The sequence below is a fragment of the Gallaecimonas zhanjiangensis genome (assembly GCF_057624825.1).
This window is the reverse complement of record NZ_CM172603.1, coordinates 4,219,276-4,237,456: the sequence shown is the minus strand read 5'-3', so window position 1 is coordinate 4,237,456 and position 18,181 is coordinate 4,219,276. Positions and strand designations below refer to the sequence as shown.

General features: G+C 58.6%; 20 protein-coding genes. 9 read left to right on the top strand and 11 right to left on the bottom strand.

Features of this window, described 5'->3' with window-relative positions; translation table 11 throughout:
- Positions 1-21: 21 nt before the first annotated feature.
- Complete coding sequence (locus AC22G1_RS20020) at positions 22-1,530, bottom strand: SulP family inorganic anion transporter (protein WP_487314920.1); 1,509 nt, start codon at positions 1,528-1,530, stop codon at positions 22-24.
- Positions 1,531-1,540: 10 nt separating this feature from the next.
- Positions 1,541-2,185: a carbonic anhydrase gene (locus AC22G1_RS20015; protein WP_487314919.1), complete on the bottom strand. Its 645-nt coding sequence runs from the start codon at positions 2,183-2,185 to the stop codon at positions 1,541-1,543.
- Between the two features lie 538 nt (positions 2,186-2,723).
- Here AC22G1_RS20015 and AC22G1_RS20010 point away from each other — a divergent pair.
- Together AC22G1_RS20010 and AC22G1_RS20005 are read left to right on the top strand one after the other, a co-directional pair.
- Positions 2,724-3,854 (top strand): sterol desaturase family protein, encoded by a 1,131-nt coding sequence (locus AC22G1_RS20010; RefSeq protein WP_487314918.1) that lies wholly within the window; start codon positions 2,724-2,726, stop codon positions 3,852-3,854.
- Between the two features lie 8 nt (positions 3,855-3,862).
- Positions 3,863-4,186, top strand: a complete 324-nt coding sequence (locus tag AC22G1_RS20005; protein WP_487314917.1) for a hypothetical protein — start codon at positions 3,863-3,865, stop codon at positions 4,184-4,186.
- Positions 4,187-4,210: 24 nt separating this feature from the next.
- Here the strand turns inward: AC22G1_RS20005 and pncB are convergent, their stop codons facing one another.
- From pncB to speE, 3 genes are all read right to left on the bottom strand, one after another.
- Entirely contained in the window at positions 4,211-5,443 is a 1,233-nt protein-coding gene (gene pncB / locus AC22G1_RS20000; RefSeq protein WP_487314916.1) for a nicotinate phosphoribosyltransferase, read from the bottom strand.
- A gap of 1 nt (position 5,444) precedes the next feature.
- Positions 5,445-6,080 carry a nicotinamidase gene (locus tag AC22G1_RS19995; protein WP_123422604.1) on the bottom strand — a complete coding sequence of 212 codons (636 nt, stop codon included), beginning with the start codon at positions 6,078-6,080 and terminating at the stop codon, positions 5,445-5,447.
- A gap of 94 nt (positions 6,081-6,174) precedes the next feature.
- Positions 6,175-7,035 (bottom strand): polyamine aminopropyltransferase, encoded by an 861-nt coding sequence (gene speE, locus AC22G1_RS19990; RefSeq protein ID WP_487314915.1) that lies wholly within the window; start codon positions 7,033-7,035, stop codon positions 6,175-6,177.
- A gap of 161 nt (positions 7,036-7,196) precedes the next feature.
- On the opposite strand from speE, the gene speA reads away from it, so the two are divergent.
- Genes speA through yihG (AC22G1_RS19975) form a run of 3 tightly spaced genes read left to right on the top strand, consistent with a single transcriptional unit; the run spans position 7,197 to position 10,905 of the window.
- Positions 7,197-9,077: a biosynthetic arginine decarboxylase gene (speA, locus tag AC22G1_RS19985; RefSeq protein ID WP_487314914.1), complete on the top strand. Its 1,881-nt coding sequence runs from the start codon at positions 7,197-7,199 to the stop codon at positions 9,075-9,077.
- The gene (gene yihG, locus AC22G1_RS19980) at positions 9,077-9,967 is read left to right on the top strand and encodes a 1-acylglycerol-3-phosphate O-acyltransferase, YihG family (protein ID WP_487314913.1); all 891 of its coding nucleotides are present in this window, start codon (positions 9,077-9,079) and stop codon (positions 9,965-9,967) included. Before speA ends, yihG (AC22G1_RS19980) begins: the two co-directional genes overlap by 1 nt.
- A gap of 8 nt (positions 9,968-9,975) precedes the next feature.
- Entirely contained in the window at positions 9,976-10,905 is a 930-nt protein-coding gene (yihG, locus tag AC22G1_RS19975) for a 1-acylglycerol-3-phosphate O-acyltransferase, YihG family (RefSeq protein WP_050659712.1), read from the top strand.
- A gap of 39 nt (positions 10,906-10,944) precedes the next feature.
- Here the strand turns inward: yihG (AC22G1_RS19975) and AC22G1_RS19970 are convergent, their stop codons facing one another.
- The gene (locus tag AC22G1_RS19970) at positions 10,945-11,514 is read right to left on the bottom strand and encodes a hypothetical protein (protein ID WP_487314912.1); all 570 of its coding nucleotides are present in this window, start codon (positions 11,512-11,514) and stop codon (positions 10,945-10,947) included.
- A 73-nt stretch (positions 11,515-11,587) separates the two neighbouring features.
- On the opposite strand from AC22G1_RS19970, the gene AC22G1_RS19965 reads away from it, so the two are divergent.
- On the top strand, positions 11,588-12,976 hold the full coding sequence (locus AC22G1_RS19965; protein WP_487314911.1) for a M17 family metallopeptidase: 1,389 nt from the start codon (positions 11,588-11,590) through the stop codon (positions 12,974-12,976).
- Between the two features lie 24 nt (positions 12,977-13,000).
- Here the strand turns inward: AC22G1_RS19965 and AC22G1_RS19960 are convergent, their stop codons facing one another.
- The 4 genes from AC22G1_RS19960 to AC22G1_RS19945 form a co-directional block, all read right to left on the bottom strand.
- On the bottom strand, positions 13,001-13,432 hold the full coding sequence (locus tag AC22G1_RS19960) for a hypothetical protein (RefSeq protein WP_487314910.1): 432 nt from the start codon (positions 13,430-13,432) through the stop codon (positions 13,001-13,003).
- Positions 13,433-13,443: 11 nt separating this feature from the next.
- Positions 13,444-13,806, bottom strand: a complete 363-nt coding sequence (locus AC22G1_RS19955) for a hypothetical protein (protein ID WP_487314909.1) — start codon at positions 13,804-13,806, stop codon at positions 13,444-13,446.
- A gap of 80 nt (positions 13,807-13,886) precedes the next feature.
- Complete coding sequence (locus AC22G1_RS19950) at positions 13,887-14,414, bottom strand: DUF2799 domain-containing protein (RefSeq protein ID WP_487314908.1); 528 nt, start codon at positions 14,412-14,414, stop codon at positions 13,887-13,889.
- 66 nt (positions 14,415-14,480) lie between these two features.
- Positions 14,481-15,125 carry a DUF2959 domain-containing protein gene (locus AC22G1_RS19945; protein ID WP_487314907.1) on the bottom strand — a complete coding sequence of 215 codons (645 nt, stop codon included), beginning with the start codon at positions 15,123-15,125 and terminating at the stop codon, positions 14,481-14,483.
- 70 nt (positions 15,126-15,195) lie between these two features.
- Here AC22G1_RS19945 and AC22G1_RS19940 point away from each other — a divergent pair, with 70 nt between their 5' ends.
- The 3 genes from AC22G1_RS19940 to dtd are packed head-to-tail and all read left to right on the top strand — an operon-like array spanning position 15,196 to position 17,421.
- Positions 15,196-16,053 (top strand): virulence factor BrkB family protein, encoded by an 858-nt coding sequence (locus AC22G1_RS19940; protein ID WP_487314906.1) that lies wholly within the window; start codon positions 15,196-15,198, stop codon positions 16,051-16,053.
- Positions 16,034-16,987 carry a prolyl aminopeptidase gene (pip, locus tag AC22G1_RS19935; RefSeq protein WP_487314905.1) on the top strand — a complete coding sequence of 318 codons (954 nt, stop codon included), beginning with the start codon at positions 16,034-16,036 and terminating at the stop codon, positions 16,985-16,987. The genes AC22G1_RS19940 and pip overlap by 20 nt, the downstream gene beginning before the upstream one ends.
- The gene (gene dtd / locus AC22G1_RS19930) at positions 16,984-17,421 is read left to right on the top strand and encodes a D-aminoacyl-tRNA deacylase (protein ID WP_487314904.1); all 438 of its coding nucleotides are present in this window, start codon (positions 16,984-16,986) and stop codon (positions 17,419-17,421) included. Before pip ends, dtd begins: the two co-directional genes overlap by 4 nt.
- A 58-nt stretch (positions 17,422-17,479) precedes the next feature.
- On the opposite strand, the gene AC22G1_RS19925 is transcribed toward dtd, so the two are convergent.
- On the bottom strand, positions 17,480-17,956 hold the full coding sequence (locus AC22G1_RS19925; protein ID WP_487314903.1) for a Dps family protein: 477 nt from the start codon (positions 17,954-17,956) through the stop codon (positions 17,480-17,482).
- Positions 17,957-18,181: the final 225 nt, after the last annotated feature.

Below are 18,181 nucleotides of genomic sequence, written 5' to 3'. Positions count from 1 at the left end.
CAGCCAAGGCTGCCCTTTTTGCTAACTGGCCTTGGCCCTGTCGAAGTGGATGGTCTCCACCTCGATATTGCGGTGGCGAGCCTGCGCCATGTAGTCCTTCACCAGCTCCACCACGTCATGGGCCACCGATTTGGTGTTGGAAAAATCCAGCACCAGGTGCGAGCCCTTGGGGATCTCATTGAGCTTTTTAAGGATGCTGGGCTTGTTGAAGAAGGACACTTCTTCAGCCAGCACGATATGGTGGCTCTCGCGGTCGTCGCGGCGGCTGACCGTTTCCTTGAAGTGATAGGAATTGCGGTAGCTGTGCTTGAGGGTAAAGAAGATGCTGACCGCCAGGCCCGCCATTACCCCGGTCAGCAGATCGGTAGCGAGCATGCCGGCAATGGTGGTGATAAAGGGCAGAAACTGCTCCATGCCGTTTTTAAACATGGTCTTGAACACCGCCGGTTTGGCCAACTTGAAGCCCACCACCATCAGCACCGCCGCCAGGGAGGCCAGCGGAATGAGGTTCAGCATCTGCGACAGCGCCAGCACCGCCACCAGCAGGAACAACCCGTGCAAAATGGCCGACAGCTTGGTCTTGGCGCCAAAGGCGACGTTGGCCGAGCTGCGCACTATCACTTGCGTTACCGGCAGGCCCCCCACCAAACCGGAGACAATGTTGCCAAGGCCCTGGGCTTTGAGCTCACGGTTGGTGGGCGTGGTTTGCTTGTTGGGGTCCATCTTGTCAGTGGCCTCGACACTGAGCAGGGTCTCGATGCTGGCAACCACCGCCATCACCAGCGCCACACTCAGTACCTCCAGGCTCAACATCTGCGAGAAGTCCGGAAAGGCCAGTTGCTCGGCAAAAGAGCCAATGCCTTCCATCACCGGCAACGACACCAGCTGGCCCTCGCTCAGCGGCGCCCCTTGCTGGTCAAGCAGCAGCGCGCAGCCGATACCGAGCAGCACCACGGCGATGGGCCCTTGCACCAGCCGGAACAGCTTATGGGCCGGGCTCAGGTATTTGTCCCAGACATACAGCAGCGCCAGCGACCCAAAGGCGATGGCGGTTGCCGCCGGAGAGAGGCTGGCAAAGAGGTTGCCATTGAGGCTAACGGCATCGGCGTCCAGGCCAAAGAGGTAGGGAAGCTGCTTTAGGATGATCAACAGGCCAATGCCGGTCAGCATGCCGGTGATCACCGCCGACGGGAAGAAATAGGCCACAAAACCGGCCTTGAGGTAGCCCAGCAGCAGCTGAAACACCCCGGCCAGCACCACGGCGCAGAGAAACACCTCCCAGCCACCCAGGGTGTCGATGGCGTCAAAGACGATCACCGCCAGGCCAGCGGCCGGGCCGCTCACCCCCAGCCGCGAGCCACTGGCCATGCCCACCACCACGCCGCCGATAATGCCGGCGATCACCCCCGACAGCAGCGGCGCCCCCGAGGCCAGGGCGATACCCAGGCACAGTGGCAACGCCACAAAAAAGACGATGATGCTGGCCGGGAGGTCAGCGCGTATCTCCTTGAACGATAAGTCCTTTAACATGGCTGCCTCCTCAGCCCGCCGCCAGATTCTGCTCGGCGTAGGCTTCCTGCATTTCGATAAAGGTTTCGCTGGCCGGGTCGTAGCAATGCACATTGCCCTTGGCGATGTCATACACCCAGCCGTGCAGCTGCACCTGCTTGGTGGCCAGTTTGGCCGCCACCGCCGGGTGGGTGCGAAGGTGCTGGATTTGCTGCAGCACGTTCTCGCGGATGAGCTCGTCCAGGTGCTGCTCGCCAAGCTCGCCGTGTTTTTCACGGAGCACTTCGGTGGCGCAGCGGCAATGGCCCAGCCATTCCCTGACATGGGGCAGGGCGCCGAGTTTTTCCGGCGCCAGAGCGCCCTTCATGGCGCCGCAATCGGTGTGGCCGCAAATCACGATATGCCGCACCCCAAGGGCCGCCACCGCGTATTCGATGGAGGCGGTCATGCCACCGGTCTGGTTGCTGTGCGGCGGGACGATATTGCCGGCATTGCGGCAAATAAACAGATCCCCCGGCTCGGTTTGAGTGACCAGGTTGGGGTCGATTCTTGAATCGGCACAGGTAATAAACAGCACCTCGGGATTTTGCCCGGTGGCCAGCTTTTTAAAGGTCGCTTTTTTTCCTGGAAAGACTTCCTTCTGGAATTTCGCTACACCGGAAATAACATGTTCCATAACCAGATATCCTTAACTATCAGGGTTAAAAAGTTGCCTTATCGCTGGAACGGATCTCGGCAATAGGGTCAATGTGGCGTTCGTTTAAAACCTTTTTATTTACAAGGTTATAGGGGGCGCTAATTGGTGTGGTTGGCCCTTAAATATTGAATAGCAGAAAGTTTTGGCAGGAAGGATCTGGTTATTCCGTACTGTGACAGCAAGGAATGTTTAACTTTTATGACACTTGGCTTTTTTTAAATGAGCTGCTGCTTATTTTGAAAGTTAAACTGCGATCTTCATCAATTTTTACCCCGGTTTTGGTTTTAGTTTCCGTAAACGTCATGTTGCGGTTGTTATCAATAGATAATTTTTTAGACAGATCCTTTCCATGCCGCTCTTTTCATAAAATGGCCTGCCAATGGCGTTTCATTAATTTATCTTTCAGTTTGGCCGCCAAAAAAGACGCCCCCGTCGCAAGGGCGCAAAAAAGCCGCTGCCGGTAGCGGGGCAAGCTGGTAACCTGCCGCCAGAACCCCATGCTTATACAGGGACCGTGATGAGCAAAGCACTGCGCGATAAATACGAAGACGTCGACCTAAGCCCCGGCCAGGGCAAAGGCAGCGCCGCCCTGGCGCTGTTCCTGGGCAGCCTTTCCTTGCTGGGCGCCCTGTGTTTTTGGATGCCGGCGGTCTTTACCACCCCCGAGTTCCGGGGCTTTTACAACACCGGTATCCTCAAACCCCTGCTGCAACTGTGCATCGTGCTGGGGTTTGGCTGCGGACTCTTTTCCATGATGCGCCATCAATCGGCCAGCTATGGCCTGACCGGCATGGTGCTGGCGGTGGCGGCGGCCCTGGTGGGCTCGGGCCATATTGAGGCGCCCAATATCGACGGCCGTAACCTCTATGTGGGGCTCGATTACTTCGTGCTGACCCTGGTGGTACTGGCGCTGGTGTTTGTGCCCCTGGAGCGGGCCTTTCCCAAGGATCCGGCCCAGAACATCCTGCGCAAGGGCTGGATAACGGATCTCAAGTACTTCATGTTCAGCCACATGGGGGTGCAGCTCATCAGCTTTTTCACGGTGATCCCGGTGCAGGTGTTTTTGCATCAGGTGACTGCCTGGGAGTTCCAGCTGTGGATAGCGGCCCAGCCCATATGGTTGCAGTTTATCGAGATCCTGCTGGTGGTGGATTTTGGCACCTACTGGATACACAGGGCCATGCATGAGATCCCGGCGCTGTGGAAAATCCACGCCGTGCACCACTCCACCGAGCAGATGAACTGGCTGGCCTCTTCGCGGCTGCATCTGATTGAGATCCTGGTCAACCGCCTGGCCGGTTACCTGCCGATTTTCGTGCTGGGTTTTGCCCCGTCGGCGGTTTACGCCTATCTGGTGTTTATCTCCTTCCACGCCATCTTTATCCACGCTAACGTGCGCTTTCGCTTCCCGGTGCTGCGCTGGCTGCTGGCAACCCCCGAGTATCACCATTGGCACCATTCTTCCGAGGACGAGGCCATCGACAAAAACTACGCCGGTTTCCTGCCCATTTACGATGTGCTGTTCGGCACCGTTTTTATGCCCCGGCATCTTGCCAGCCGCTACGGCACCGTCAGTGACAACATCCCCGACGGCATAGTTGGCCAGTTCCTCTATCCTTTCAGAAGTTGGTTTAAAAGGTCCGAATAGGAGTTGGCGTGGAGTCGTGGATCCGGTTTGATAAGCCCTACCAAAGAACAAATCCGCAGCTCGAGCAGGCGCTGCGCGAGGAGCTGTTGAAGCTGGGGTTTACCGACCAGGCCGTGGCCGAGGCGCTTAAAGTGGCGCTGCCACTCTTTAACGAGTCCAAAGACGTGGTGTCGGTGCGGATGAAAGCCGACATCACCGTTCCCTTGGAAGAAAGCCAGCTAAAAGCCCTTAACGCCGACTTGAGTGCCAAGCTCTCCGATTACCAGAAATCGGTGTCGGATTTCATCTCGAAGATAATCGTGCTGCTGGCCATCGCCCACGCCAGCCGATAAAAAAGCCGCCCGAGGGCGGCTTTTTCAATGGTGGGGGTTGAACTGCTCCAGCACCTGCTGCTGCACCGAGCCCTGCACCTGGAACACCTGCATCAGGTAGCGCAGGAAGTTCTCGTCGTCGCACATGGTCTTGCCGGGGCTGTCGGAGATCTTGGCCACCGGCTGGCCGTTGAGGCGGGTTAGCTTCATCACGATGTTCATGGGTTCGTTGACGCCAAAATCTCCCATCAGCCAAGTGCCGATGCCAAAGGCGGTGTTGATGCGGCCACGGAAATGGCTGTAAATCTGCACCGCCTTGTCGAAGTTGAGGCCGTCGGAGAACACCAGGCGTTTGCGGGTCGGGTCCACGTCCAGTTCTTCAAGGCGCTTGATGATCTTCTCGCCCCAGATGATGGGGTCGCCGCTGTCGTGGCGAAAACCGTCATAGAGCTTGGCCAGGTAGCGGTCCAGATCCCGGCAGAAGGCGTCCACGCCGATGACATCGGTCAATGCCACCCCAAGGTCGCCCCGAAACTCCTTCACCCAGTTTTCCAGGGCCATTTTCTGGCTGTCTACCAAGCGGTAATTGAGGGCCTGGTGGCTTTGCAGCCATTCGTGGCCCATGGTGCCCTGGCAGCGCAGGTGCAGCTCGCGGGCCAGGTGCGGGTTGGAGGTGCCGGCAAAATGCTGGGGCAGGGCGCTTTTGATTTGCTCCAGCACCATGCGCTGGGCGGCAAAGCTGAAGCGGCGGCGGGTGCCGAAATCGGTAAACAGGAAGTCCGACAGGTCCACCTTGTCGCCAAAGGCTTCGAGTTGGCGAATTTTGCCCTGGGTGCTTTTGTGGATGGTGTCGGCATCCACTTCGGGGTAGCGGTGGCGGTTACGCACCTCGGAGATGGCGGCCAGCACCGGGATCTCCAAGGGCGATACATGGAGCAGCGGGCCGTTGGCCTCGATCACCAGTTGGCCGTCCAGGGCGCTTACTTTCAGGAAGTTGGGGTTAAAGCGGAACAGCCGCAAAAACTCCAGGTAGTCGGGCTTTAAAAAGGGGTAATGCTGGCGCAGGTGGGCCAGCTGGTCCTCGGTGGCATAAAGCTGCGACAGTGCCTCAAATTCTTCGCGCAGCGGCGCCACATAGGGGCTTAAATCTTCGTTGCTGCGGCAGCGGAAGGTCCAGCGGGCTTGGGTGTTGGGCTGCTGATGCAGGTAGGCCTGCTGCATGGTGAGCTTGTAGAAGTCGGTGTCCAGCAGGCTCTGCACCGAGGTCTTTCCGAACATATCATGAGTCCTTTTTGACGAGCTGGGCCAGGGTGCGGGCGTTGTCCACCAAGTGGATACCGGCCCTGACCATTTCCTGGCAGGCGGCCTTGGCCCCTTGGGGGCTGATGGCGCGGCAGGCAGCCTGATTCAGATAGACGGTAAAGCCGGCGTTGGCCAGCTGTATGGCAGTGGTTTTAACACAAAAATCCAGGGCCAGGCCCCCCACCAACACAGTGTTGACCTCATTGCACCTGAGCCACTCGATAACGCCGGTGGAGATGCGGTCTTTAAGGTCGTGATAGCAGGCGCCGTAGGGGTGCATGTCGTTCTCCACCCCCTTGTAGACCAGAAAATCGTAAGCCTGGGGCCGTGGCAGGCCGGGGATCAGTTCAAAGCCCGGGGTGCCGGTTTCGGCGTGGCGTACCCAGGTGAGGTCGGTATCGGGGTAGTCCAGGGGCTGGAGCATGTCGTCGTGGCTGGCGACCACCCACTTGGCATTGGGGTTGTGGGCGTCTTTGGAGGCGATGCGAAAATGGGCCAGCGCCGCCTGGGCATTAAGCTCCTCGGCAATCTGGTCGCCACCCGGTACCGGCAGCTCGCCGGGGCAAAGCGGGGTAAAGGTGCGCTGGGCATCGACATCGAACGAGGCGATCATCATAGCCTCCGCTGTTGTGCAGGTTTGAGCACTATACCAAATGAAAAAGCGCACCGAAGTGCGCTTTTTACGATTCTGTTTTCCAAAACCCGGCTTAGCCTTCCAGGGCCTTCTTCAGGAAGTTGGGCAGGGCCATGGCGCCTTGGTGTACGCCGCTGTTGTAGTAGTGGGTCTCGAACAGCTGGGCGTCGGCGGCGTCGCGGCGGAATTCGCCGAAGGCTTCGCCTTTACGGGCCAGGGTGCAGCTCCACCAGCCGGAGGGGTACAGCGGCTGCGGAAACGGCAGGGTCTGGAAGGCGTCGAAACCGGCCTTGGCCATCTCGGAGCGCATTTCCTGGATGAGTTTGGTGTGCAGCAGCGGGCTTTCAGATTGCTGCACCAGAATGCCGCCGGGGCGAAGGGCGCGCAGGCACTCTTCGTAGAAGGCGCGGTTAAAGAGGCCTTCGGCCGGGCCTACCGGGTCGGTGGAATCAACGATGATGATATCCACCGAGGCGCTATCGCGGTCTTTCATCCACTGGATGCCGTCGATGAATTTCAGCTCGGCGCGCGGGTCGTTGTTGGACTCGCACAGCTCCGGGAAGTAAATCTCGGACAGGCGGGTGACGTTCTCGTCGATGTCGATTTGCACGGCGTTTTCAACGCCAGGGTGCTTGAGGACTTCGCGCAGGGTGCCGCAGTCGCCGCCACCGATGATCACCACCACTTTCGGGTCGGTGTGGGTGTAGAGCGCCGGGTGGCTCATCATCTCGTGATAGAGGAAGTTGTCGCGGCTCGACACCATGGTGCAGCCGTCGATGATCATCAGCTTGCCCCAGTCGGTGGTGTCATACATTTCAGTGGTTTGCCACTGAGACTGGCGGGTTTCCAGGTGCTTTGTGATACGCAGGGAAAAGCCGCTGCCGTCACGGTCGCTGATTTCGGTGAACCAGTGCTTGGGGTCCAATTGGGACATGCTTGTCTGTCTCCATCGACGAGGGCGAAAAAAGAGCGCGCATTGTGCCTCTGTGGTCAGACAGGCACAATGAATTTTGCGCACATTTTAGCTGCATAGGGTGTGGGGGATCATTACAATACGCCCCCTAAAATTCTTTGCGGCCACAGGAGCTGCTACCAATGCCAAACTGGACCCTCGACAAGGCACGACATCTTTACGGCGTTGCTCACTGGAGTGACGGCTATTTCGACATTGATGACCAGGGTGAACTGGTCGCGTTTCCCGATAGAAACCGTGAAAGAGCCGGGGTCAGATTGTCTGACCTGGTCAAGGATCTCAAGGACCAGGGCTTGTCCCTGCCGGTATTGGTGCGCTTTAACGACATCCTCACCGACCGCGTAAAACGGCTGACCAGCGGCTTTGCCAAGGCGGTGGAGAACCTCGACTACAGCGGCCGCTACCACGCCGTGTACCCCATCAAGGTCAACCAGCAGAAATCGGTGGTGGAAGGGCTGCTCAATGCCAGCCCCCACGTGGGCCTGGAAGCCGGCTCCAAGCCCGAGCTGATGGCGGTGCTGGGTGTGGCTACCCGCCCCATTACCATCGTCTGTAACGGCTACAAAGACTCCGAATTCCTGCGCTTGGCCCTGATTGGCCGCCGCCTGGGCCACAAGGTCTATGTGGTGGTGGAAAAGCTCTCCGAGCTGAAAAAGCTGCTGGGCGAAAGCAAGGAAATGGGCATCGACCCCCTGGTTGGGGTGCGGGTGCGCCTGAACTCCGTGGGTAAAGGCAACTGGCAGAACACCGGCGGCGAGAAGGGCAAGTTTGGCCTGGCCGCCCACCAAGTGCTGGAAGCGGTAGACATGATGCGCGAAGCGGGCAAGCTCGATTGCCTGAAACTGGTGCATTTTCATATCGGCTCCCAGGTGGCCAACATCCGCGACATCCAGGGCGCCCTCAAAGAGTGTGCCCGTTACTACGCCGAGCTGCGTGAACTGGGTGTGCCGCTGGACGTGGTAGATGTGGGCGGCGGCCTGGGGGTGGACTACGAAGGTTCACGTTCCCGTGGCAACTGTTCCATGAACTACACCGTGGACGAATACGCCGCCAAGGTGGTGTACGCCCTTAAAGAAATCTGTAGCGCCCGTGACTTGCCCGAGCCGGACATCATCACCGAGTCTGGCCGCGCCATGACCGCCCACCACGCGGTGATGATCACCAACGTGATTGACGTAGAGCGCGCCCCCACCCAGGTGCAGTTTGACGAGCCGGACGACGAGGCGCCGTCGGTGCTCAAGGATCTGTGGCGTACCCTCGAATACGTTAACGAAGAGCCGCCGCTGGAAAGCTATCACGACGCCGTGTACTTCCTCTCCGAAGCCCACGCCATGTACACCCACGGCCTGCTGCGTATCGGTGAGTGGGCCCAGGCCGAGAAGATGTACTTTGCGGTGTGCCGCGCCGTGCGCGAGCAGCTCAACCCTCGCAGCCGTGCCCATCGCCCGGTGCTGGACGAGCTCAATGAAAAGCTGGCCGACAAGCTGTTCTGTAACTTCAGTCTGTTCCAGAGCACCCCGGACGTATGGGGCATCGACCAGCTGTTCCCGATCATGCCGGTCAGCCACTTGAGCGAAGCGCCCAGCGCCCGCGCCATCATCCAGGACATCACCTGCGACTCCGACGGCCAAATTCGCCAGTACGTGGACGCCGAAGGCATCGAGTCTAGCCTGCCGCTGACCGGCTACCATCCGGGCAACGACTACTGCATCGGTTTCTTCATGGTGGGGGCTTACCAGGAGATCCTCGGCGACCTGCATAACCTGTTCGGCGACACCGACTCGGTACATGTGCAGCTCACCAAGGACGGCTACCGCTTTGACGCCGCCCTCAAGGGCGACACCGTGGCCGACGTGCTGCGTTACGTGAGTTTCGATCCCAAGAGCCTTATCCAGGGGTATCGCCGCCAACTGGCCGCCGCCAAGCTCACCGACAGCGAGCGCCAGCAATTCAGTGCCGAGCTGGAAGCCGGCATTCACGGCTACACCTACCTGGAGGATTGATGTTCGCTTTTCTGCCCAGCTTCATCAAAGGGCCGCTGGCGGTCTTGGGTTACGTGATAAACACCCTGTTCTGGTTCCCCCTGGCCGTTGGCCTGGGGGTTATCAAGCTGTTGCTGCCCCTTAAAGCGGTGCGCGTTCTGTGCAACTGGGTGCTGGACCGCATTGCCACCTTGTGGATCGCCATCAACAACGCCAACAGCCGGCTTTTTGCCCGCACCCGCTGGGTGGTTGAGGGCCTGGAAGGCATCAAGCGCAAGGATTGGTATCTGGTGGTGGCCAACCACCAGTCCTGGGTGGACATTCTGGTGCTGCAACGCATCTTTAACGGCCGCATTCCCTTCATCAAGTTCTTCTTGAAAAAGGAACTGCTGTACGTGCCCTTCCTGGGCTTGTGCTGGTGGGCGCTGGATTTCCCCTTCATGCGCCGCCACACCAAGGCGCAGATAGCCAAGGACCCGTCCCTGGCCCAGAAGGATATCGACACCACTCGCCAGGCCTGTGAGAAATTTCGCCACCTGCCGGTAACGGTGATGAACTTCGTGGAAGGCACCCGCTTTACCCAGTCCAAGCACGACCATCAGCAGTCGCCTTTTACCCATCTGCTCAAACCCAAGGCTGGCGGTATCGGTTTTGTGTTGAGCGCCATGGGTGACAAACTGCATAAGCTGCTGGACGTGACCATCTGCTACGGCAAGGAGATCCCCAGCTTTTGGGACTTCATTAGTGGCCGGGTAAAAGAGATCAAGGTTAACATTCGCGTGTTACCGATTGACGACAAATTGCTCGGTGACTATGTTGGTGACGCCGAGTACAAGGCCCGTTTCCAGGAGTGGGTCAATCAATTGTGGGCCCAGAAGGATGCTGAACTGGCCCGCCTCAAAGCGAAGTAAAGGAACCCATGCTGCGTTTTCTTCCCGGCGTTATTCTGGCGCCACTGCTGATTGCCCTGTTGTGCCTGAACGTGGCGCTCTGTGGTGGGCTGGTGTTTGTGCTGTCGCTGCCCAAGCTGCTGATCCCGGTGCCTATCTGGCGCCGGGCCATGACCCGGCTGATGGAGCAGGTGGTGCGGGCCTGGAGCCTTCTCAACCTCGGGATTTTACGCCTTGGCAACCGCGTCCAATGGGACGTGCGCGGCCTGGACGGGCTGGATAAACACAGCTGGTACCTGATGATGGCCAACCACTTGTCGTGGCTGGATATCGTGGTGCTGTTTGGTATTGCCGGTGGCAACCTGCCGCTGCCGAGGTTCTTCCTCAAGCACGAGCTGCTGTATGTGCCTTTTCTGGGGTTGGGCTGCTGGGCCATGGACATGCCCTTTATGCGCCGCTATTCCACCGGTTACCTGAAAAAGCACCCCCATAAAAAGGGCAAGGACATCGAGGCCACCGCCAAGGCCTGCGCCAAGCTCAAGCACCACCCTTCCACCATGATCAACTTCGTTGAAGGCACCCGCTTTACCGCCCAAAAGCGGGTCAAGCGCAACTCGCCGTTTCAGCATCTGTTGCCCCCCAAGGCGGCCGGCATTGCCTTTACCCTGTCGGCCATGGGCCAGCAGTTTGACAAGGTGCTGGACGTAACCCTGGCTTACCCTGGCTCTGAAGGCCGTATCGGCCGCGATATCCTGACCGGCAAGCTCAAACATATCGTGGTGGATGTCGAAGCCCTGGCGGTAACTCCCGAGATCATCGGCGACTACTTTGGCGACGTGGAATTTAAACGCCAGTTCCAAGGCTGGCTCAACAGCCGCTGGCAGCACAAGGATGCCAAACTGGCCGGTATCGGCGAGCAGGCCGAGCTGGTAGTGAACCTGGCCGAGCAGCGCTCCTGACAATCACCAACGAAAAAGGCGACCTTCCGGTCGCCTTTTTTACAGCTGCTTGATGGCGCTGATATCCAGCGCCTTGGCGTAGTCTTCCAAGTCGCTGCTTTGGCACTCGCTGCATTCCATCTGCACCAACACGGTGCCGTCCATCATGGTCAGGCTCATTTCGTCATCGGTTTTGAGCATGGCGCTGACACCGTTGATTTTCTTGATTTTGTAACCGGCCATGGCGGCCATGTTGGGGTTGGTAAAGAGCCCGGCCATGGCCTGGACCAGGGGCGAGTCCTTGATGATTTTGAGCTCCAGGCTGATGTCATCACCCTTGTGGTAGAGGCGGCTGCCGGTGACGCCGCCGCCCAGCATGGCAGCGCCGGCGCTTTCGGACTCGGCGTCGTCGGCCTGCCAGCCTTTTAACGGTGCGGGGAACAGTTTGACCATCTTGTCGCCCTGCTGCTGGCGGATAAGGGTGGCGGCGTAGGAAAACTGGTTGGCCGCCTCTGAGAGCTGGCCTTGCTGGTAGGCGTCCTGCCCTGCCTTGATGGCCTCTTCCACATCACCGGCCACGGCCATAAAGCTGGCCAGGGCCAGGCAGCAAACTAACGGTGTCTTACCCATGTTCTCTCCTTTGATTAGGGTTCGTCCAAACGGACCTTTATAATGCGCCATGACGCGAATAAAGGAAGTCATGATGCAAACTTACGCTTTTCCCAAGATTGAACTGGTGACCGGCCAGACGGACAGCGATCTGACTATCTGCCTTAATCCGGCTTCTGCTCCCCAAGGCCTGGCCGCCAGTAAAGCCCTGGCCCCCAAGGCCAAAGCCTGGCTGTTGACCCAAGACCAACCGACCCTGGTGATTGAAACCGGCGAGGCCAAATCCACCTTCGATTGCCAAACCCAGGCCCGCAAATGGCTGGCCAAGCTCGATGGCTTCCAGCCCAAACGCATCCATGTGCAAGGCAGCGACCCAGCCTGGGTTAAAGCGGTGGTGGAAGTGCTGCTGGCCCGCCAGGTGCAACTGCCCAGTTTTAAAAAAGACACCCAGGCACCGGTGGCCCTGGAGCGGCTCAGCACCGATATCGCCCTGGACGCGCCGCGGCTGTTGGCCGAAGCCCGGGCCAATGGCCTGGTGCGCTGGTTAAGCGCCCTGCCCGCCTCCGAGCTGACCCCGGCCCATTACCGGGTGATCCTCGAAGCCCTGGCCCGCGACCATGGCTGGCAAGTGGAGCTCTTTGACCAGACCAAGCTCGACGGCCTGGGCGCCGGCGCCTTCCTGGCGGTGAGCAAAGGCTCCGACAACGACGAGGCGGCCATCATGCGGCTGCGCTACCGCCCGGCCAGCCCCAAGCGCAAGGTCGCTTTTGTGGGTAAGGGCTTGTGCTTTGATACCGGCGGCTACAACCTCAAGACCAGCCACATGTTCGGCATGAACGGCGACATGGGCGGCAGCGCCGTGGCGCTCGCCAACCTGTTGGCCCTGACCGAACTGGGCAGCGACCTGGAAGTGGACTGCTGGCTGGCGCTGGCGGAAAACCATATCGGCCCCAAGGCCTACAAACCCAACGATCTGGTGCGCGCCCTGAACGGCACCACCATCGAGGTGGTGGATACCGACGCCGAAGGGCGGATGGTGCTGGCCGATACCCTGACCCTGGCCTCCCGGGAAGCTCCTGACCTGTTGTTTGACTACGCCACCCTGACCGGCGCCTGTATCCGCGCCATCGGCACCGCCCAAAGTGGCGTCTTCACCAGCCGCGACGACTGGCGCGAGGCTCTGGTGCAGGCCGGCCGCCAAAGCGGCGAACGGGTCTGGCCCTTCCCGCTGGATGAAGACTACGACAGCAACATCGAGTCCGATGTGGCCGATGTCAAACAATGCCATCCCGGTTCCAGCTGCGACCATATCGACGCCGCCCGCTTCTTGTCCCGTTTTGTGGAAAAAGGGGTCAACTGGGTGCATGTGGATTTGAGCGCCTGTGAAAACAAAGGCGGCCTGGGGCCGGTAGCCACCGAGGTCACCGGTTTTGGGGTGCGCTTTACCCTAAGGGCGCTGCTCGATAGCCCGGCTCTGCAATAAAAAAGGCGCCTAAGGGCGCCTTTTTTATTGGGCTTTCTCGACTGGTGGCGCTTCTTCGTCTTTGGCGTCACTTTCATCTACCGGCTCAATGCGCTTGACGGTGGGTTTGGCAAAAGTAACGGCATTCATATACTCGCTTTCTGCAATACGCTCGCCGCTGCTGCGATTGCCCGAAGACCAGACCTGATGGTATCGCTGCGCCGACATCTGAGCGGTTAACTGAGCGCTGTACATGGCATCGGTCTGTTTAGCGTAGTAGCGATTGCGGCCCTTGATAAAGGCGGCCTGTACTATGGGCGCCATGGCCTTGTCACACTGGGCCAGGTATTGCTTGCCTTGACGGCCGGCTAGGTAGGCCTTGTGCGCATCGCATTCCTGATAGGCCAGCTTGGTTCCTGCCTGGGCTAGAGGTGACAAGGTCGCCAGGGCCAAGGCACTGATAGTCATCCATTTCATGCAATTACTCCTTATTTTGCTGACTCTTTTAACTGTTCCAAACGCTGATATTCGCTGTCTTTCACGTCCCGCTGGGTGCTGCGGACAAAGGCGGGAATACGGTCATTATCCTTGGCACGAAAGTGGCTGTTCAGGCTGGTGGCCAAGCTGCTGACCGTCACCGAAGACAAACCGATAAAGTGTTTTTGGCGGTTCTGCAGGCCTTTGAGGTAGGCGGAGCGCCCATCCTCCCCTACCTTTTGGCAGGTGACCGGGAAGTCATGGCCTTTGCGGCCTTCCAAGTAGAGGCGTTTGCTGTCGCAGCCGCTATCGGTGTGAGCAATCGACGGCAGGGAAGCGGCCAACAGGGAGAGAGCAAGAATGACGTGGCGCATGACTTTGTCCTTAAAATCAAAAACGTACCGGTCAATGTGGCCTTTTTTTGCACAATTAGCAAGTGCAACGCTGTGTTGCGTTACATCATCCGCAGCAGCAGGCTGTTGATGTGCATGGATTCCTGGATCAGGTGGTCGCGCTCCCATTTCAGGTGGTCACGGGTCTTGTGGGAGAGCTTGTCGTCGCCGAGCCGGTCGTCTATTTCGCTGATACGCCAGCGGATATCCCGTTGCCGGTCGTAGAGGGATTCGCGGTACTGGTTACGCTCGTACACCTTCCAGCCACGCTCGTAGCTAAGCATGAAATCGTCTTTGGCGCCGCCCTGGCAAACCCCTTGGTAGTGGTTGCCCAGGCTGCCGTTGCGGTAGCCCTGTTCGGGGGTGCAGTACTGGCGGTTACCCTCGGCCCAGCCTTTGGAGTAGGCGCTGTTATCCACCGTATAGCCATGTTGCTGGCACTGGGCCTGCCAATAACCGCTGCGGGCCACCAGGCCTTTAAAGCCGTCTTCCAGGCCTTGCTGGTGCCAGTTCAGGCTGGCGCAGTCTTCCTTGGTCATGGCGCAGCCGGCTAACAGGCTAAGGGATAAAATAGTGATGAGCAGCCGCATAACCTTTTCCTCTTCAGTTGCTTAAGGATAGGCAGCCCGGCCTAAACCTGCCGTGATAAGGCCGCTTCAGCCGTTGCTGTTGAGCTGCTGGATAAAGCGCTCGGATTCGCTGATGGCTTTTTGCATCTCATTGACCAGGTTACCGACCTGCTGCTCGATGCTGCCCAGCTCGCCTTTAAGGGAGCCGATGGCGCGGGCGTTGAGGTTGTGCTTGAGAAACAAGACTTGGTCATGGAACTTGGCCAACACCGGCGGCATTTTTGCCTCTGCCTTACGCATAGCCTTGATAAGCCTTTGGTAACGCGCCTTGGTGTCGCTCAGGGTCTTGGCAGAAGCGGCCCGCAAGGTGGGGGAGCTGTATTGGTCCAGCTCGCCCTGCCACTCGTCAAACAGGGCCTCGGCTACGTCTTGCACGGCGTTGATGCGTTCGGTGACGTTCTTGGCCGATTGCTCGGCGGCGTCATATTGGGCCGAGAGATCGTCGTAACGGTCTTCAAGGTCGCCGCCATCGACTTTCACCACGGCGCGAAAATGCTCGAGGGCATCCTTGAACTGCTGCTGGGCCTCTTCTTGGGCTTCGCCGGCCGCTTCAACGCGGTCGGAGAGGATATCGCGCTTATGGATACCCACCTTTTCCATGGTGGCGTAATAGGCGCTTTGGCAACCGGTCAGTAGCAGCAGGGTGGCAAAAGCTAGGGGAAGAGCGCGCATGCAGTGGTCCTTTGCAGCAAGTATTTGGTGTTAGAGTAAAAGACAGCATTTCAATGAGCAAATATCGCCTATGCCGCTGCTGACCAGGACAGACCTTTTTGCGCACCTCAAGGGCTTTTGGAACCGCATCGCCGAAGACCGCCTGACCCTGCACGCCGGCGCCATGGCCTACGTGACCTTGCTGTCGCTGGTGCCCTTTATCGCCGTGCTGTTCAGCCTGTTTTCGGCCTTTCCCGGTTTTGAGAACGTCAAAGGGGAATTGCAGCATTTTATCTTCAACAACTTCGTGCCAGCCGCCTCAGATGTGATTGCCGACCAAGTGCAGGGTTTTGCCGCCAATGCCTCCAAAATGACCGCCGTAGGCATACTTTTTCTGGTGGTAACGGCCCTGACCCTCATTCGCTCCGTGGACAGCACCATCAACCGTATTTTTCGTATTCACCGGCCACGGCGCTGGTCGGTGGCCTTTGCCATTTACTGGTCGGTACTGACCCTGGGCCCGCTGCTGATGGGGGTTTCCCTGGCCATCACCTCCTATGTGGTGGGTATGGATGTCTTTCAAAAAGGCGCTCTTTCCGGGGTGCGCACCTTTCTGATTGGCCTGGCGCCCTTTTTGGCCTCCTGGGCCGCTTTTATGGTGCTTTACCTGCTGGTGCCCAACAAAAGGGTGCGGATGCGCCATGCGATGGGCGGCGCCATCCTGGGGGCGGTGCTGTTTGAGTTCTCCAAGCGGGCTTTTGCCCTTTACGTGGCCCAGGTGCCGTCTTATCAGCTGATTTACGGCGCCCTGGCGGCGATACCGATTTTGTTTTTCTGGATTTACCTGTGCTGGCTGATCGTGCTGCTGGGGGCGGAGCTAACCGCCTACCTCACCGATCTGGACCAGGAACAGCAAGAGGATGACTGTAATGCGGGAACTGTTGCCTGAGATCCAGGCTAACTGGCAGCAATGGCTGCCGGTAGGTGATGGCCACGAGCTGTACGTGGAAGAAGTGGGTAACCCTGACGGCATGCCGGTGGTGGTGCTGCACGGCGGCCCCGGCGCTGGCTGTAACGAGAATATGCGCCGCTTCTTCGACCCGGAGCGTTACCGGGTGATTTTGTTCGACCAGCGCGGCGCCGGCCAATCAAGGCCCCATGCCTCGCTGAACCAGAACCACACCCAGGCGCTCATAGCCGATATCGAGCTTATCCGCCAAAAGGTGGGGGTTGATAGCTGGCTGGTGTTTGGCGGCTCTTGGGGCTCGACCCTGGCCCTGGCCTATGCCCAGGCGCACCCAAAGCGGGTGACCGGCCTGGTGCTGCGGGGGATATTCCTGGCGCGGGAAGAAGACTTTGCCTGGATGACCGCCCCCGGCCAGGGCTGCTCGCAGGTTTACCCTGACCACTATCAGGATTTCATCGCGCCGCTCAAGGGCAACACCGACGATCTGTTGGGCCGCTACTATCAGCTGCTCACGTCCGACAACGAACTCAAGCGGATGCAGGCGGCCAAGGCCTGGACCCTCTGGGAAGGGCGTATGGTCAACCTTATTCCTCCCAGCAAGGTCGACGAGATTTACACCGACCCCAGCCTGGCGCTGGCGGTGGGGCGCATGGAGTGCCACTACTTCGTCAACGGCTGCTTTATCGAAGAAGGCCAGTTGCTGAGCGATGCCCACAAGATAGTCGACATTCCCACGGTAATTGTCCATGGTCGCTACGACATGGTGTGCAAGCTGGAAAACGCCACCTCCTTGGCCAAGGTACTGCCTGCCGCCCAGCTGTGGATAGTGCCGGCGGCGGGGCACAGCGCCATGGAGCCCGGCATCACCGATGGCCTTATTCGCGCCATGGACTGGATGTGGGAGCGCCTTAAGTGATCGCCCTTATTCAACGGGTGAGCCAGGCGCGGGTGGACATTGCAGGTAGCACCGTCGGTGCCATAGACCAAGGGCTGCTGGTGCTGCTGGGGGTAGAGAAGGGTGATGACGACGCCAAAGCTCAGCGGCTGGCTCAGAAAGTCGCCAAATACCGGGTTTTTGGCGACGATGAGGGCAAGATGAACCTGAATGTCGCCCAAGCAGGGGGCGGTTTGCTCATCGTCAGCCAGTTCACCCTGGCCGCCGACACCCAAAGTGGCAACAGGCCCAGTTTTTCGAGTGCCGCGCCACCGGCCGAGGGCGAGCGGCTCTATCAGGTGTTTTGCGAGGCTTGCAAGGGGCTAGGCTTGCCGGTCGCCACCGGCCGTTTTGGGGCCGACATGCAGGTCAGCCTCTGTAACGATGGCCCGGTAACCTTCTGGCTGACTGCTTGAGCAGAACTTCAGGCAATAAAAAAGGCGCTTAACGCGCCTTTTTTTGATGCCGCAGTGCTTAACGGTTGAGGTAAGCACCCAGCATCCATACGGTTTTTTCCTGCTCCTTGATGTAATCGCTCATCAAAGAAGAGGTACCTTCGTCGCCAATTTCACCGGCCAGTTCCAAAATCTCGCGCTGTTCCTTGATCAGTTTCTGATAGGAGTCGAGCAGATGAGAGATGCCTTTCTTGCCGTCGGTGATGTCCCGCTCTTCGTTGATGCTGGCGCGCTCGATATAGGAGCTGAAGCTATGCAGCGGGCGCTCGCTTAGGGTCAGGATACGCTCGGCTATCTCGTCAACCTTGAGCAGCAGTTCGTTGTAGGTTTCCTCGAACTTGGCGTGCAGTTCGAAGAAGTTCTCGCCACGGACGTTCCAGTGGAAGCCCCGCACGTTCATGTACAGAATTTGGTAGTTGGCCAGCAGCTTGTTCAGCAAACCGGTCAGCTTGCTTACACCGTCCTGGTTCAAACCAATCAGATTGTGGTTGCTCATAAGACCTCCGTCGTCATTTGGAATACCAGTCTATTCTAGTCTTCCTAGTTGAATAAGCGCTTAAATCAATTGATGTTAATCGTTAAATCTAATCAATTGCTTGCATCCTACCCCATGATATCTAATGGTGCGACAGGCAAATGACAAGGGTATTGACCCAATGCAACTTTGTGCGCCCCTTTCGGAACAAGACTTTATCGCGATCTATGCCTTGCGTTGGCAAGT